Below are 17,805 nucleotides of genomic sequence, written 5' to 3' on the forward strand. Positions count from 1 at the left end.
TACAAGTGTGGGGTGTGGTTTCATTGAAGGCAGGTGAAAATTGTAAGTCAAAACAAGCTGTTTGTTTTGACTCTAAACCGATTCTTCTGTGGTTGCAACAAAATGCAGAGGTAACAGAATATTTGTCTTTTGTCCGATACTGTCAAAGCTGAAGCTCGGTTTAGAGTTAAAACAAAAATTCCATCCCGAAACAACCATTTCTGAACAATTCCAACCCAATTCTGCAAATGTGAAAATGGACATTCTTTCACGATTGTGGAATTTGAGAGGTTGGTATGGCTTGATTGCCAGTGTGCAGGGTTCTTGTTTTAACTCTAAACCGATTCTTCTGTGGTAGCAACGAAATGCAGAAGTAACAGAATATTTGTCTTTTGTCCGATACTGTCAAAGCTGAAGCTCGGTTTAGAGTTAAAACAAAAATTCCACCCCGAAACAACCATTTCTGAACAATTCCAACCCAACCCTGCAAATGTGAAAAAGAACAATCTTTCACGATTGTGGAATTTGAGGGGTTGGTATGGCTTGATTGCCAGTGTGCAGGGTTCTTGTTTTAACTCACAATTTTTCAGATTTCAGACCAGCTAAAAAGCGGTTGTAAGTGAACTATAAGTGTGGGATGTGGTTTCATTGAAGGCAGATGAAAATTGTGAGTCAAAACAAGCTGTGTGCCTTTTCTGCTTGACAATCTTTTCGTGCTTTCTAAAAGAGAATTTATGCTGTTTTAATCAGTATTTATTTATATAAATTAGTTGAAATCCTGATTGCGTAGTAATGATAAGGAGCTTTTCAACTATAGGTGATATTAGCAAAGGGCGGATAAAGTTTCTAATTTTAAATAGCGCTAAGTGAATTTTGGTTTTAGCGTTTTATAAAAAGAGGTGAATTATTTTAAGTTCCAGTAAGTTGTGGGATTCCATAGCCCTGATAATGGCTTTACTGATTAGTTTGGTTTTAATTGCTTCGCTTACTCAGATAATTGTTGGTGGCTCAATATTTCATACTTTCAGTAAAGTAACTTTGCGGATTATCAATATTCTCTTCGGAATTTCCATTGTTTTCATTATTCTGATAGTGGTGATGGAAAATGGCTCTCCGGCAACTACTATGGCGTGGATCTTAGTGTTAATTTTTTTACCTGTCGTGGGTTTTATTTTGTATCTTTTTTTTGGTAGAAACTGGCGAAAAAAACGCTTATTTGGCAGAAAAGGTTATGCTGATACGCAAATTCTGCTCACTTATATTCAAAAACGCCCGATAAAAATTGAGAATGATTGGCAGAACGATTTAACTGCGAAATTGAACCGATTACTGGAAAATAACAGCAAGGCATCTTTAACCGTAAATAATACCGTAACTTTATATAACGATACAGTTTCAGCATTTAACGCAATGCTACAGGGAATAAGTGAAGCCAAACAATTCGTGCATTTGGAATACTTTTCCATCTATGCGGATGAAACAGGTTACACTTTGCAAAAAATGCTTATCCGGAAAGCGCTGGAAGGTGTTGAAATTCGTTTCATATATGATGATGTGGGATGCTGGATGCTGAAAAAGGAATTTAAACACGAATTGCGTAATGCAGGTGTGGAATTTGTTCCTTTTATGCCTGTTTGGATTCCCTTTCTAAACAGTCGCTTAAATTATCGTAATCATCGTAAACTGGTAATTGTAGATGGCAGAAAGGCATATTTAGGCGGTTTGAACATTGGCGATAAGTATTTAAGTAAAAAACGCTATTTTGGCTACTGGCGAGATTCTTTGGCGGAAATTGAAGGTCAGGCAGCTCTTGCTTTACAGGCAATTTTTTTAGCGGACTGGAATTTTGTAACCGGTAAGAATTTAATGCAGGAAGCGTTACTGGATAAATATCTTCCTCCCCCACAGGCAGATAAGCACAGATTTTTGCCGATGCAAATTGTGGCTAACGGACCCGATAGCGATTATGATAGTATTATGCAACTATATTTTGCCTGCATTACTTATGCTAAAAGCAGCATTCGTATTTCCACTCCCTATTTAATCCTGAATGAAAGTTTGCTGTCCGCGTTGAAAATAGCCGCTATCAGCAAAGTGAAAGTGCAAATTTTGGTGCCGGATAAACCAGACCACTTTCTGGTTTTTTGGGCTTCCCGCAGTTATTTTCAACAACTCTTGGAGGTGGGAGTGGAAATTTGGACCTATCAAAAGGGATTTAATCATTCCAAGGTCTTGATTATTGATGAAGAAGTATTGCTAATTGGAAGCGCTAATATGGATTTAAGAAGTTTTAACCAAAATTTTGAATTGGCTGCTACAATATATGATAAAACAGTTTGTGCTGAAGCGATAAAGCAGTTTGAGGAAGACCTGAATCACAGTAGTAAAATTAACCCGGCGGTTTTCAAACACCGCAGTATGTTTCAAAAGACCAAAGAATCCATCTGTCGTTTGGTTTCACCCTTATTATAGGATGCGCCGGGAGGAAATCCTCCGCAGCCATTTTTCGCTATCCGGTTCGTTAGCGAAAAGTTTTTAGTTAACGAAATAACCGGGGAAAAATTAACTGCAGGATGCCGTTATTCCTTAAAAAAAGGAGATAAAGTAATGAAATTCCTTCACTACCCGTTATCCGAAAATCTGGATACAATAGTTCGGGAACTTGCTAAACCTGATTCTATTCTTGTTTTTCCAACTTTAAGCGCGGCAAAAAAAGCGCAAAAAGATTTTTTAGCAAAGTGGGACCTTTCCTGGCGTCGTTTTTTCAGTATGGAAGAATTGCGCTCGGCTCTAATTTTGCCTGAACAGCCATTGCTTACTGATGATAAACGCTTACTTTGTCTTTATCTGGTGATGGATGAAAGCGAACGGCAAAATTTCAATATCTATAGTTACAGTGATATAGTTGATTGGGGAAGGCGTTTTTTTGATTTTTGGGAAGAACTGGGTGAGGAATGTGTTTCCCTTGAGGAATTGCAGGAAAAGGTAAATTCCGGAACCTTCTTTATGCAGGAATGGCAGAGTATTTATTTGCAAAAGATAATAACTATCCGCAGCAACTATTATAAATACATCTCCGCTTTAGGTTTCAGCGATGCTATTTTTTGTTTGAAGCCAGCTAATATTACAGTTCCCTGGCAGGGCTTAAACTTCTATTATATAAATCAATACTATTACAGTGCTTTGGAAAAGCAACAACTGAAAGCAATTGAAAAAGCAGGCAATAATGTTACCCTCGTTACTCACGGTTGGGAAATTCAAGGAGACCTGGATAACTGGAAAGAACAAGAGTTTTCGTTAGCAGAATCCTGGAACTCCTTACCGCAAAAACCTGTTATTAAAATGATAGAAACCGATAACGAAACACAAATGGCTTTGGCTTTTCTTTCCTGGAATCTGGAGCAGACCTGCCAAAATTGCGCGATTATTGACAGCAGCTTTCACTTAAAAAGTTACAGTCATTACTTCCCCGCAGAACATTTTGCTAAGCCGAATAACTATTCCTTCTGCGAAGGAAAGATATATAAAATGCTCGCTGCAATTTATGCCGGAATACAAGCTGTTAAAGCAAGCAGCGGCTTTCTACCTTTGAAGATATTGGCAAATTTCATTTCCGAGGACTGGTTTTGCTTTTATTTTTATGATGAGAGCTGCAATTTGGAACCCGCGGAATATATGGAACAATTACGCCTGGAGCTTAGCTTTTTAATTAACCGGGATTATCTTTATGTAGATTGTGCAATGTTTGGCACGGAGAAGAAACAGTTTCTGGGGTTGCTGGTGGAAGAATATTACCGTTTAATAAATGCTTTTAGCCAGGTGGGCAGGGTTGCAGAACTCTGCTCTTTGTTGGATAGTCCCCAGGGTTTACTATTGGATAAACTACTGGAAGATAACGAAAAGCAACTCACGGATATAATTCCTGTCTTCTGGGAACGGATGGCAAATTTCACTGCAACCGAAACCCTGGGCTTAATTAGTTCCTGGCAGCAAATTTTTACTGAGGAAAGTATTGGCTTAAATCTGCTGGATTTGCTTTTGAACTTTCTGAAGACAGCTAAAATAAGCTATAGTAGAAAAGAAATCTTATCTCCCGAATGGGAAATAAGCAATTTACTGGATACGCGTAATCGTAGTTTTTCCACCGTTGCTTTTTTGCAAATGATTGAAGGCAAAGTTCCTTCCAGTCCAACTCCCGTTTGGTTATTCAATGAAGCACAAAGAGCTAAATTGGGCTTGAAAACCTTTGATGATATAAGAAACTGGGAACGCTACTATTTCTTCCGTTTGCTTCTGTGTTCTGAACGGGCAGTTTGTTTCAGCTATGAAAATCAGGAATTTGCAATCATTCCCAGTTCCTTTTTAGGAGAACTGAAAGACCTGTTGCAAAATGACGAAACAGCTAAATTTCAAAAACGCAAAGTGACTGTTTCCCTGCCTGAGGTTTATAACTTTGAACTGAAGTGCGAACCAATTCCCCGGCTGGAAGATAGTGAATACTGTGCTGTAAATAAAGATATGGATGACGATTTCTTTATTATCCCTTCCGATCCTGTAGCAGATTTCACTACCAATAATATTTGTTTTACTGCGTCCGCGCTTATCCAGTTTCTTAAAAATCCCTTCCTTTGGTATGTGGAAAATAAAAGCAAAATCTATCTTCAGAATTGGGAAGCAGCTGAAACAATAAGCTATAAACTCTTCGGCAACATAATGCATACCTATTTTTCCACTACTTTGGCAGAGCTTAGCGGAATTCACGAAAGCTGGAACTGCCTGGATGATCTTTTCGGTAATAGCGAAAAACTGGAAAAACAATTAAAAAGCGTTATTGCTTCCGATAAGATGAAATACCAAATCCCGAAAAACTATAATGCCGATTTCCTGGGAGAAATTCTGGCAAAAAAACTGGCTCAGTCACTTTTCTTTTTCTATAATGACTGGCTGAAAAAAAAGGTGGAAGGAAGACGCTTCAAACTTATTCCGGAAACAGAAGAACAAACCAAAGAAGAAAAACTATGTAAACCACTGTCTTCTTTTCAATTGGGAAATAGGGATTATATTCTTTCCCTGCGCGGAAAAGCTGACCTTAGGATTGAGCTGGAAAATAAAGCTCTGATTGTGGACTTCAAAACCGGTAGTCATGACTACCGTCAGCTTTGTGTTTATGAATGGTGCTATTATCTCTTGGATGAGGTCTTGCCTCCGGATGCGGTTTCTTCCATCTTTTGGAATATTCTGGACCCCACGGATAGAACAGAAGGAGTGAATGAAGAAAAACGCAATAAGCTGAAACAACAAATATTGGAGAAAATTACAGATTGCCTGGAAAATGGCTATAGCACAATTACTAAGACAACAGATAGACAGCGCCTGAAAAATATTACCCGGGCAGATTTAATAGGTAAAAAAGGAGGTGACAAATGACCCCCAATAACTGTCGTATCATTTGTGCCAGCGCCGGAACCGGTAAAACCTACCGCCTTTCTGTGGAATACCTTTCGCTGATTCTGAAATATTACGGAAATAGCGAATTCTCTCTGGATAATATTCTGGTGCTAACCTTCACGCGTAAAGCCACAGCTGAAATTAGAGAACGCATCATCAAACACTTGGAACTGCTTCTTGCCACACCCGAAACGGAAGAAGAACAAAAAGAACAAAGAGAACTCCTGCAAAACCTGAGGATACTTAATAACCTTAAAGATACCCCCTTAAGCGAACAGGAAAAAAATCTGCTTCTTAGCGCCAGAAAAGAAATTATTTGTGATCAAAGTCATTTGCAGGTGATGACTATTGATTCTTACACAGGGCATATCTTTAGAAATATCGTGCGTCCTTTACGCAATATTGAACGCTACGAAATTGATACTCAAGCAGTGCAGAAAATTATGCCTTTCCTGCTTGACCATCTGATGCAACCGGAGCTCAGAACCCGTTTTGAAACCCTGCTAAGCAGAAAAGTAAGCCGATCTTTAGACGATTATACTTCGTTTTTCAGTTCTTTGATAGAACGGCGCTGGCTTTTTTATATGCTAACTATGAGAATAGCGGCTAATCCTTCGCTAAATAGAAATTTGTTGCTTAATAATCCCAAAACCGATGCGGAAAAATATAAACAAAACTTCCTGCAGGCAATGCAACAGCTTATTTCTCAAGTAAATGAAATTCGTTCTGCTGCAGGACATAGCAATTTGGAGGACTATTTTCTTAAGGATTTTAAAGCTCTGGCAGTGAAAGGAGCATTAACTCCAATTGAAATTATGCAGAACTTAAAAGAACTAACTCCCGATACTGCAGAAAAACTGCTTACTATAATGGATAAAAGTAATATCTGGAATAAACAAAAAATAAGCGTTAAGAAGTATAATGCGGAAAATATTGAGCTGCAACAAACGCAAGATGAAGCTAAACACGCATTAGCTGATTATCTGATGGTGGAATTGTATCTTCCCGAACAAGAGGAAATTTTAACTTTATGGGCAAGCGTTTTAAAAGAATATGACCGTCTGATATATCGTTATAAAAAGCTAACTTATGAAGATATAACCTGGTTTACTTTTGCAGCCCTCTTCAGTGAAGAACCTCCTTTTTTAGATCCTGCCAGTGCAGATTCCGCTACCGAATTTTATCAGTTCTTAAGCCATAGAACCCGTTTTTTACTGATTGACGAATTTCAGGATACCTCGCTTATCCAATTTAATGTCCTGAAACCTATCATTGAAGAAATCACAGCCGGAGAAGGTTCTAAACCCTTCGGGGGCTTGATTGTTGTGGGCGATGAAAAACAATCTATTTTCGGCTGGAGAGGTGGTGAAAGGGATTTATTATTGCATTTGAAAGATATTTTCCCCGCTCTAAGCGAGGTGGAAATTGAAGCACTGGAATTAAGCTATCGCTGCGGTCCAACTTTAATGGAATTTCTCAATAAAGTGTTTGCTAATGCCGAATTGCACAATTTACTGCAGGAAAAAGAAATGCAATGGAAATATAATCATATAGATAGTGCTGCTATTCAAGAAGAACCGGGAACTGAAATTGAATTTTGCCTGAAGAATTTCTCTACCTCTGCCACTAATGATAACGATAAAAATATCTATACCGATTTTGTGGAAAGAATGGTGAAACCTGCCTTGGAAAAAGATGCTTCCGGCTCCATCGCTATTTTATGTAGAACTAATGAAGAACTGGCAAAAATTCAACAGACCTTGGATAATAGCCAGATAACCAGTTTGTTCCAACCCAACAGATCTGTAATAAGCCATCATTTCGTTGCTCCTTTAATGTCCTGGCTGCGTTTTCTATCCTGGGGTGACTGGATAGATTTTATCGCATTTTTGCGTTCGGACTATGTGCTGATCAATACCAAAGTTTTGAAACAGACCTTAAATGTTATCTCCCGTATTATAGACCTTCAAAAGGATAGCGCCAGACCCGTAAAACCAAATTTTTCCGCTATTCCGGTAGTTAATGAATTCTATCAACTTTCCCTGAAACAGCAAAACAAACAGGCAACGGCAATTTGCCGGGAAATAATAGACCTCTGCTTACCTGACAAACAACCCAATGAAAGGGACTATTTGAATTTGCATCGCTTTCTGGATATTATGGCAACATACCAATTGACCTCAGCTGATAAAGGAACTTCTTTGCCTGACCTGCTGAACTATTTACAGGAAAATGCTGCTTCGGATGATTTCAAACAAGTTTCCGTGAATGCCGATAACAGCTTGCAGCTGCTTACTATCCATAAATCCAAAGGACTACAATTCAAACGGGTTTTTGTGTTCTATAACTTTTCCGGTAAACATAATGAAAGCAATAATTCCCTGGATTGGGCATTGGAGTATGAAGGAAAGACCTTTAATCATATTTTGGATTACGGCATTAGCTTACACTATCAGAAAATCCTGAAGTCCTCAAGCTATGCCAATCTTTATCTGCAAGCTCAAAAAAGAAAACAGCTGGAAGAAATGAATAACCTCTATGTTGCTTTCACTCGTGCCAAACAAAAATTGCATCTTTACTTCGGCTATACATTGAAAGAGGGCTGGGATGAATATTATAATGCCCATAAAGATAAAAACCTGCCCGCTGTGCTCTGTAATGCAGTTCTTTCCTATTTTCAGAATACAACTCCCGATGAACAAGGTATTTATAGGCAAAAGGGCTGCCTGGAAGAAAACGGAAAAGATACAAACGCAGCAAGCAAACCTCCTCTAAATACAGCGGAACAAGTGAATGCCCGTTTTAAAATTTGCCATCAAAGAACTATTGCAGGAGATGAATTAGTGCCGAAAGAACTTCCCCGGGTGAAAGACCTGAAAAACTATTATTTAACCGAACGCCCAAATCTGATTGGCGATTTACTGCACTTTTATCTATCCTTCATTATTCGCAACGAAGCAAAAGAACATCAATATGCACTCCGCCGATGCTTAAATCGCTATGGAGCAATTTTACCGGTTTCGCAAATAGAAAAATTGGCAACGCGCTGCCAAAATGTCTGCACAGCAAATCCTTATCTATTTACCCCCGGTTGGAATAAAATCTTCACCGAACAGGAAATAATCTTCTCTGGCAATGTGCTGAGGATTGACCGTTTGATGGTTAACACCTCAGAAAAAGAAGCTTTAATTGCGGATTACAAAAGCGGAGATAGTTACGATCCCAAACAGCTTTCAGAATACAAAACGGCACTAACAATGCTGCCTGTTTTTAAAGGATACAATATCAATACAAGGATTGTGAGTATTTAGTGTAAGGACTGTTAAAAACGGTGTGTAAGCCCCTCGGGAAAAAGGTTGAGAGGGTTGAGAGGGTTGAGAGGGTTGAGAGGGTTGAGTAAAGCCCCTTAGGGCGACACATTGATAGCGACGGGTGCGTAAGCCCCTCGGAAAATGTAAGCCCCGATTTCTTTTTTTATTTTCTCTTGTTTGATCTTGCCTGCACCCAAAAATAACTGGGTTCAGGAAGGTTGACCTCCCGGACAACCACCTCCTATCCTTTTTATCCTATTCTTCTTTATGGATTTCCAACAAAACTATTGACTAAAACCTCAAGCCAAAAGATAAGGATAAATTGAGAAATAACTAATTGGAAAAAGCAATGCTAAAAGCTAAAATTTTTGTGCAACTAAAAGCCAATGTCCTTGATCCGCAAGGCAAGGCAGTTACCAATTCTCTGCATAATCTGGGTTACGCAGATGTAGTTGAAACCCGCATCAGCAAATATATAGAAATGATATTTGGCAGTGAAGACAGAGAAAAGGTAACCAGCGAAGTGGAAAATATCTGTAACGACCTTTTAGCAAATCCTAATACCGAAACCTATCTTTACGAAATCGTTTCCATGGAGTAATGTTTTGCGCATCAGTGTAGTAACTTTTCCCGGTTCCAATTGTGATCACGATGCTTACCGGGTTTGCCAAAGCCGAGGTCATCAAACAAAACTTATCTGGCATAAAGATACGAACCTGGAAAATCCTGACCTGGTTATTTTACCGGGTGGTTTTTCTTATGGCGATTATCTTCGTTGTGGCGCTCTGGCAAGATTTTCTCCCATCGTAAAAGAAGTGATTGCCTTTGCCCAAAAAGGAGGTTTACTGCTCGGAATATGCAACGGTTTTCAAATTTTAACGGAATGTGGTTTACTACCCGGCACTTTGTTGATGAACGCTTCGCTGCATTTTATTTGTCAGCATCAATTTGTGCGGGTAGAAACAGCTGCCAGCCCTTTTACTACAGGCATTGGCAAAGGTAGAATCTTAGACCTTCCTGTAGCCCATAAAGAAGGTAATTTTTATATTGAATCCGATGGTTTAAAACAACTGCAAGATAACGACCAAATTCTTTTTCGCTATTGCAACAAGCTTGGCATTACGGATAGCGAAAGCAATCCCAATGGCTCGTTAGATAACATTGCCGGCATTTGTAATGAACAGCGTAACATTTTAGGGATGATGCCTCATCCTGAACGCTCTGCCACAGATACGGTTTTAACTCAAGATGGAAGGTGGATTTTTGCCTCCTTGGAAAAAGCTCTTTAGCAGCTTCCTGAAACTGATAATTCCACCTGCCTGTCTGGTTTGTGGAAAGCGGCTGGAAGACCGCCATCAGGTTATTTGCTCTGATTGTGAAACCAAGCTGTATTTAATGGAAGAAGGCACCTGTCCTGTTTGTGGTAGCATCAATCAGAATATTCCCTGCGAGGTCTGCGCTGAAAGCAATTTTGCCTTTGATTCCGCGATGTCTGTGTTTCACTATACAGGAACGGCTAAAGACCTGATTCATATTTTAAAATATGAGGGCTATACCTCACCGGCAGGATATTTTGCTTTACCCCTTGCAGAATTTATTGAAAGTAAACCGCAATTGATGAAGTATGACTTTCTTTGTGCTGTCCCTTTGCACAGAGTAAGGAAAAGAGAACGCGGATACAATCAATCCGATTTGATTGCTTATACGGTTGCCAAACTACTGGCTATGCCCTATTTGAACCCTGTGCAGCGTAAAATAAATACTTTAAGCCAAACCCTGCTTTCTCGCGAACATAGAATAAAAAATCTAAGCGGCGCTTTCCAGGTAAAAGATAAAAGCAGGGTAGAAGGAAAAAATATTATCCTGATTGACGATGTTTTCACCACCGGTAGCACTCTGAATGAAATTGCCAAAGCCCTTCGTTCAGCTGGAGCTGCAAAAATTTGCGCCATAACGGTTGCCCGAGCTTGAGATGAATAAAGAATTTTGGGAAATTAGACCTGAGACCTCCGAAGGCGAAATAAACGAAATGCTTGAGAAGGTGGCAAAATTTATTGCCGAACGGCATTTAGCTCCTGCAGGAATACTCCTTTTTGAATCCATCCGTCCGTTACACGGAATTGGAAGTCAGGCACTGTTTTTTATTTTACCGGTAGCGGAAATCATATTTGATTCCAAAAAGTATCAGCAATTTGCCATTATGATGGAAGATGAAAACAACCTGAAGAAGCTTATTAAAAGAATGGATGAGCTGGACGAACTTTATAACCGGGAACGCAGAGAGCAAAACAAGCTGAAAAGACAGCACCGCAAAGCTAAAAGAAAGCTATTACTACAGAAAATTTTTAAGACCAAAAATAAAACTGCTTGAATAAGTGGAGGATATATGCAATACGATGAGAAACGCCTTGCCCGTATTGTTGCTACTGATTGTGGCAGCACTACTACTAAGGCAATATTAATTGAATGGGTGGATGGAGAATTTCGTCAAACCATTCGCGGGGAAGCTCCTACTACTGTAGAAGCACCCTTAAACGATGTTACTAAAGGTGTTATCAATGCCACTCAGGAATTGGAAGAACTGGCACGCTTGAAATATCACAATCCTAATATTAAATTTATGGAAAACGGGAAATTCGTAATCCCGCGGAAAGGTGATATTGGCGTTGATGCCTATGTATCAACATCTTCTGCGGGTGGCGGCTTGCAAATGATGGTAACCGGAGTTGTTGCTTCTATGACAGGTGAAAGCGCTGAAAGAGCAGCTTTAGGAGCTGGAGCAATTGTAATGGACCTGATTGCCAGTAACGATAAAAGAATGAACCACGAAAAGATTGAACGCATTCGTGAACTGAGACCCGATATGATTTTAATGGCTGGTGGTGAAGATGGCGGCACAGTTAAACATGTAGTAGAAATGGCTGAATTAGTTGCCAGTGCAGACCCTAAACCCCGTCTTGGTTCAGCTTATAAACTGCCCGTTATCTATGCCGGTAATAAAGATGCCCGGGAAGAAATTATCAAAGCCCTCGGAGAAAAAGTAGATTTGATTATTACCGATAACATTCGTCCCAAACTGGAAATTGAGAACCTTCTTCCTGCCCGGGAAAAGATTCATAACCTCTTTATGGAACATGTTATGAAACAGGCACCCGGCTATAACAAACTGATGGAATGGACGGTTGGTCCTGACCACGAACAAGTTCCCATTATGCCAACTCCGGCAGCCGTGGGAAATATTATGCAGGCAATTGCTAAAGATGAAAATATTGAGGTTGTGGGTGTTGATATCGGTGGCGCTACAACTGATGTCTTCAGTGTTTTTACCAAGGATTTTATTTTTAACCGCACAGTTAGTGCCAATTTGGGTTTAAGTTACAGTATTTCCAATGTGCTGGCTTCTGCGGGACTGGAAAATATTATGCGCTGGGTGCCTTTTGATATTGATGAAAGCGAACTGCGCAATATGATTAAAAACAAGATGATTCGTCCTACTACGATTCCTTCCCTGTTAGAAGAACTTGTTCTGGAACAGGCAATTGCCAAAGAAGCATTGCGTTTGGCTTTTGAACAGCATAAATCCTTTGCCAGCTCTTTAAAAGGAATGCAAAAACAGCGCGATATTTCGGAGGCATTTTCTCAATCCGTTTCCGGCGAAACAATTGTGAATATGATGACGCTTAACCTCCTGGTTGGCAGTGGAGGTGTTCTTTCCCATGCTCCCCGCCGAAACCAAACTGTTCTAATGTTAATTGATGCTTTTCTCCCCGAAGGCATTACCCGTCTTTCCGTAGATAGCATTTTTATGATGCCGCATTTGGGTGTGCTTTCTGAAATTAGTGCTAAAGCAGCTACTGAGGTTTTCCGTAAGGATTGTATGGTATATTTGGGAACCTGTGTAGCCCCCGTTGGTAAATGCAAGATTGGTAAACCGGCTCTTTATGCCAAACTGGAATTACCCGATGGCACTGTTTTTGAAGAAGATATTCCTTTTGGTGAAATGCGTTTAATTCCCTGCGGAGTAGGCCAAATAGCTAAAGCAACACTGAAAACGCATAGTGGCTTGATTCTGGATAGCGAAAAGAAGAAAGAAATGACCGTTGACCTTTATGGTGGAGTTGTCGGCATCGTTTTAGATACCAGAGGGCGTCAACCCTTTGTTCTTCCAGCAGATAAAACAGAACGCATTGCCGCTCTTAAAAAGTGGATGAAAGAACTGAAAATTTACCCGGAACATATTTTGTCATAGGAGGATAAAATGGGACAAGCTTATTCTGCCGGTTTAACCGTTACCGATAACATCATACTGCATAAAGAACGCATCCTCCCTCTCAAGGGTCAGGTGCTTGTAAAAAAAGGCGATAAAGTAAAAGCTGAGGATGTAGTTGCCGAAACCTTATTACCAGGCAAAGTATTACCTTTCAATCTTGCCAATAAACTTGGCGTAACTCCCCAGCAATTAGTAAATTATATAAAAATCCAGCCGGGAGATAAAATCACTAAAAAGACCGTCTTAGCCGAAACAAAGGGTCTTTTCGGACTGGGAATAATGAAAACGGAAGTTCTATCCCCCATTGAAGGTGAAGTGGAAAATATTTCTTCCGTAACAGGCCAAATCTTACTCCGCGAACCACGCATTCCGGTTCAGGTGAAGGCATTCATTGATGGCTTGGTTACCGATATTATAGAAGACGAAGGTGTAATCATTGAAAATAAAAGTGCTTATGTTCAAGGGATTTTTGGTCTTGGAGGAGAAACCTTCGGCGAATTGAAAATGATAGCAGATAGCCCTGATGATGAATTGGATGTTGCCAAAATTGATGCTTCCTGTGCAGGTAAAATAATTGTTGCCGGTGCTTTTGCACCTTATCATGCTATTGATATTGCTCGCAAAAATGGAGTTAAAGCTATTATTACCGGCGGTATAGACGATCAGGATATTAAAAAACTGCTCGGTTATGATATCGGCGTTGCCATTACCGGACACGAAAACATCGGAATTACCATCGTTTGCACCGAGGGCTTTGGCAGAATTAATATGGCACAAAAGACATTTAATTTGTTAAAGCGCTTTGAGGGCTATAAAACCTCCATCCATGGCAAAACCCAAATCCGCGCTGGAGTTATTCGTCCCGAAATTATTATTCCCCTGGAGTTTGAAGAACAGGAACTGGTCGCTAAAGAAGAAACTATGCCGGTTTTGGAAATAGGAACAGTTATCAGGATTATCCGCCAACCCCATTTCGGACGCATTGCTAAAGTTACGGCTCTGCCCGAAGAACTTACCAAAGTAGAATCGGAAACCCTTGTTCGTGTTCTGGAAGCAGAATTTGAGGACGGTTCTAAGGTTTCTTTACCTCGCGCCAATGTGGAAGTGATAGAATCCTAAACAAAAGATATTAGCCCCGGAGGGCAGTATTCTATGCCTGCTGGTTGAGAGGGTTTAATAACGGAAGGTTGACATCCTCGTCAACCTGCGGTATTAAACAATCAAGAATGCGGAGCTTCAGCAAGCTCCGGTACACAGTTGACATCCTTGTCAACCTGCGGTATAAACAATCAAGAATGCGGAGCTTCAGCGAGCTCCGGTACACAGTTGACATCCTCGTCAACCTTGGATCACCAAATCAGACCTAAAAAAATCCTGTAAATCCCTGTCATCCTGTTCATCCCAGACCTATTCTTTTATCCTCAAAACCTGTAAATCCCTATCATCCTGTTCATCCCAGACCTATTCATTTATCCATCAAATCCGTGTAGCTTATTTTCTTTCCGTTTCAGTAGATTGGCATTTGTAACCACTGTTACGCTGCTGAAAGCCATTGCCATTTCCGCAATTACCGGATGCAAGACCCCAAATGCTGCTAAGGGAATCGCAATCAAATTATAGAAAAAAGCCCAGAACAAATTTTGTTTAATTTTGGTAAAGGTCTTTCGGGAAAGTTCTATCGCCATTGGAATCAGTTTCAGATCGTTATGCAGGAGGGTTATATCTGCCGTCTCAATGGCAATATCGGTTCCCAAACTCATTGCAAAGCCAATATCTGCCTGTTTTAAAGCAGGAGCATCGTTAATGCCATCCCCCACCATTCCAACTACTAAACCTCTTTCCTGTAATTCCTTAATTTTCATTGCTTTATCGCCAGGTAGAACAGGAGCCAGCACTTCTTGAATACCGCATTTTTCAGCAATAGCGATAGCTGTTTTTTCCTGGTCTCCACTAACCATAATGCTTTTAATTCCTCTATTCTTCAAATCGGCAATCACTTCGGCAGCGTTATCTTTAATTGTATCAGCAAGATAGAACCAGGCAAGCAATTCCCCTTCTGTTGCCAGTCCAATTTGGGTGGCATAGTTTAGTGATTCTTCAGTAAAGGATTTCAGGGCTATTCCCTCTTCCTGCAGAAAGTCCGCACTACCCAAAAGATATTGTTTTCCGTATATTTTGCCTTTAACTCCTTTGCCGGGGATAGCAATAAAATCCTCCCGCACAGGTAGTTCCATAGTATTTGTCGCTTTCACGAATGCCACAGCTAAGGGATGTTCTGATGCCTGTTCCAAGGCAGCTGCAAGCGTTAAATTTTCCTTTTCAGTTCCCTGGAAACAAGCTGTCTTAAGCAATTGCAGAACGCCATTAGTCAAAGTTCCCGTTTTGTCAAAAATCATTGTATTCAGTTCTCGCATTCTTTGTAATGCTTCGCCGTTGCGAATTAAAATCCCTTTTTTGGCTCCCAATCCACTTCCCACCATTAAAGCGGTAGGAGTTGCCAAACCCAGTGCACAAGGACAGGCAATTACCAAAGTTGCGATGGAAGCCATCAAGGCAGCTGCCAAACCTTTTACTGGAACCTGCAAGGGAATAACGCTTATGATAACAGAAGCAAGACCTTGCATTGTATCGGGAAAAAGCATCCACACCGCAAAAACAAGCACTGCCAAACATAGCACCACGGGAACAAAAACAGCTGTTATCTTATCTGCCAGCAATTGAATAGGCACTTTAGAATGCTGTGCTTCGCTAACCATCTGTATCACTTGTGCCAGAAAGGTCTCTTTTCCTACTTTGGTTGCCTGCACTTCCAGATAGCCATCAAGGTTGATTGTTGCCCCTAACACATTATCATTCGGCTTTTTAGCCACCGGAAGGGACTCCCCTGTTGCCATTGACTCATTTACTGAACTGCTTCCTTTAACGATAATCCCGTCAGTAGGAATTTTTGCTCCGGGCTTAACGATAAATATATCTCCCGCTTTCAGTTGGCTAATGGGAATTTCTTTTTCTGTGCCCGCATCCAGAATAATTGCCGTTTTAGCTCCCAAACCTATTAGCTTTCTAATTGCTTCCGAAGCAGTCCCTTTCGCTTTTGCCTCCAGATAACGACCGGTTAAATGAAAAGAGATAATCATCGCGGCAATACCGGCAAAACTATTTGCCGCAATGTCTTTTATGAACAGAGATAGAGGAGCTGCCAGCAAAGAAGCGATTGTGCCCATTGCAATTAGCACATCCATATTGGCACTGCCGCTTTTAACTGATTTGTAGGCAGATAGATATACGCTTCTTGCCGGGAAAATCATCGCCAGCAAACTTAATATCACCATCAGCCAGGCATCTATCTGTTCGCTAAAAATTGCTCTTCCCAAAAGCATATCGGGAATCATTAACACTAAGACCAAAGCGGTAATCAACCAGGAAAGCCCCATTTTCTTTTTTGCTGTCTGCATTTGGCGGATTTGCTCCAGTTCTTTATCTGCTTCTGTCTCTTTCACATTAAAGCCAATTTTTTCAATTGCCTGCTTAAAATCAGCAAGCGTTAATTGCTTGTCATCGTAAACAATGTATGCTTCTTCCAGAGCGAGATTTACATTTGCCTCGCTAACACCTTTCAGTTGTGATAGTGTTTTTTCAGCTCGCGCACTGCAAGCAGCGCAATGCATTCCTTCAATACCAAGAGTGATTTTCCTTTGCATAATTTTTCATCCTTTTGCTGCTAATTTCCACCTTAATGATATGATATTCCAAAACTGAATATAAGCAAAGAAAACTCTTTACCGCTATTCTTTCGTTTTACATTACCCGGTAACAGTAAAAAAACCCTTTCCCGAAACTTATTAATGCTGTATATTTGAATAGAGTTAGCTGTTTTCCATTCTCCATTCTCAATTGTTCACCCTTCACCGTTCACCTTTCACCGTTCACCGTTCACCGTTCACCCTTCACCTTTCACCGTTAACCTTTCTATAAACTGACACCCAAAGCTGCAAGTTGTGACACAAGGGGAAAGTGGAGATAAGGCTTTGATTGGTGGAGAGATACGATGGACTGGCTTTGGAAATGTCCAAGCGCCTATTTGGACGTTTTTGGACTGTTTGCTGACACTATTACTGCAAATTAGCGAGGCGTTTGGACAGGCTTTGGAAAGAGCAGTTGGGAAAATGGAACTTTGAAATTAGAAAAAGCGCAATTGGAGTGCGATTGTGCCGATCAGGAAAGCTCCGTAATTCCAATCCGAGTCTAAAACCAGAACCGGATAGTCTATATTAAATGGTTGGAGGATAATCTGTTGCCTGTGGTGGTCGATCTGCACCTTCTTGATGGTGAGACCATCGTCAGTCCTTACAACTGCAATTTTGCCATCGGCATTTTCCCAGCTTAGATCGCTCTTGATGACCACAATGTCCTGATGCTGGATTACGGGCTCCATGCTCTGCCCATTTACTTGAAAGACAGTGTATTGCTTGGGGTTCCCGGGTAGGAATGAGACAGGCAATTGGATCTGACCCACCTGACTCCACTCGTCCTTGATCTCCATCGGAGGTCCGGCAGCGATCTCACCCACTATGGGAAAGGTGATTGACCGAGTAGGATCGAAGTCTTGATTGGTGATAGGATGCAGGATTGGCGAGATTATGGTGGAAATTGAGTTGTCTGCATTGGTTTGGTTTGTAGGAGCCGGATTGGATTGGATAAGCTCTTGAAACTCGTCTTTAGCATACATAGAACCGCTTCCGGTAAAGAGCCAGTGGAGGTTGATCTGATCTTTGGAGAGGGCTTCCAAGAACTCAG

At 40.7% G+C, this 17,805-nt stretch carries 11 protein-coding genes; 9 read left to right on the plus strand and 2 right to left on the minus strand.

Features of this window, described 5'->3' with window-relative positions:
• Positions 1 to 927: 927 nt before the first annotated feature.
• The 9 genes from cls (at position 928) to PLE33_08340 (ending at position 14,127) form a co-directional block, all read left to right on the plus strand.
• Positions 928 to 2,451 carry a cardiolipin synthase gene (gene cls, locus PLE33_08300; protein ID HPS61242.1) on the plus strand — a complete coding sequence of 508 codons (1,524 nt, stop codon included), beginning with the start codon at positions 928 to 930 and terminating at the stop codon, positions 2,449 to 2,451.
• A gap of 135 nt (positions 2,452 to 2,586) precedes the next feature.
• Positions 2,587 to 5,406, plus strand: a complete 2,820-nt coding sequence (locus PLE33_08305) for a PD-(D/E)XK nuclease family protein (GenBank protein ID HPS61243.1) — start codon at positions 2,587 to 2,589, stop codon at positions 5,404 to 5,406.
• Entirely contained in the window at positions 5,403 to 8,738 is a 3,336-nt protein-coding gene (locus PLE33_08310) for a UvrD-helicase domain-containing protein (protein HPS61244.1), read from the plus strand. Before PLE33_08305 ends, PLE33_08310 begins: the two co-directional genes overlap by 4 nt.
• 349 nt (positions 8,739 to 9,087) lie before the next feature.
• Complete coding sequence (gene purS, locus PLE33_08315; GenBank protein HPS61245.1) at positions 9,088 to 9,339, plus strand: phosphoribosylformylglycinamidine synthase subunit PurS; 252 nt, start codon at positions 9,088 to 9,090, stop codon at positions 9,337 to 9,339.
• Between the two features lie 4 nt (positions 9,340 to 9,343).
• The gene (gene purQ / locus PLE33_08320) at positions 9,344 to 10,027 is read left to right on the plus strand and encodes a phosphoribosylformylglycinamidine synthase subunit PurQ (GenBank protein ID HPS61246.1); all 684 of its coding nucleotides are present in this window, start codon (positions 9,344 to 9,346) and stop codon (positions 10,025 to 10,027) included.
• A complete protein-coding gene (locus tag PLE33_08325) occupies positions 10,002 to 10,709 on the plus strand; it encodes a ComF family protein (protein ID HPS61247.1) in 708 nt (235 codons plus the stop codon). The genes purQ and PLE33_08325 overlap by 26 nt, the downstream gene beginning before the upstream one ends.
• Position 10,710: 1 nt before the next feature.
• Positions 10,711 to 11,109 carry a hypothetical protein gene (locus tag PLE33_08330; protein ID HPS61248.1) on the plus strand — a complete coding sequence of 133 codons (399 nt, stop codon included), beginning with the start codon at positions 10,711 to 10,713 and terminating at the stop codon, positions 11,107 to 11,109.
• A gap of 15 nt (positions 11,110 to 11,124) precedes the next feature.
• Entirely contained in the window at positions 11,125 to 12,987 is a 1,863-nt protein-coding gene (locus tag PLE33_08335; GenBank protein HPS61249.1) for a glutamate mutase L, read from the plus strand.
• A 9-nt stretch (positions 12,988 to 12,996) separates the two neighbouring features.
• Positions 12,997 to 14,127 carry a hypothetical protein gene (locus PLE33_08340; GenBank protein HPS61250.1) on the plus strand — a complete coding sequence of 377 codons (1,131 nt, stop codon included), beginning with the start codon at positions 12,997 to 12,999 and terminating at the stop codon, positions 14,125 to 14,127.
• Between the two features lie 350 nt (positions 14,128 to 14,477).
• Here PLE33_08340 and PLE33_08345 read toward each other — a convergent pair whose 3' ends face one another.
• Positions 14,478 to 16,709, minus strand: coding sequence for a heavy metal translocating P-type ATPase (locus PLE33_08345; GenBank protein ID HPS61251.1), 2,232 nt, complete (start codon positions 16,707 to 16,709; stop codon positions 14,478 to 14,480).
• A gap of 479 nt (positions 16,710 to 17,188) precedes the next feature.
• On the minus strand, positions 17,189 to 17,805 hold a 617-nt coding region (locus tag PLE33_08350), incomplete at its 5' end, for a S24 family peptidase (GenBank protein ID HPS61252.1).

The organism is Candidatus Cloacimonas sp. (assembly GCA_035403355.1).
Lineage (GTDB): Bacteria > Cloacimonadota > Cloacimonadia > Cloacimonadales > Cloacimonadaceae > Cloacimonas.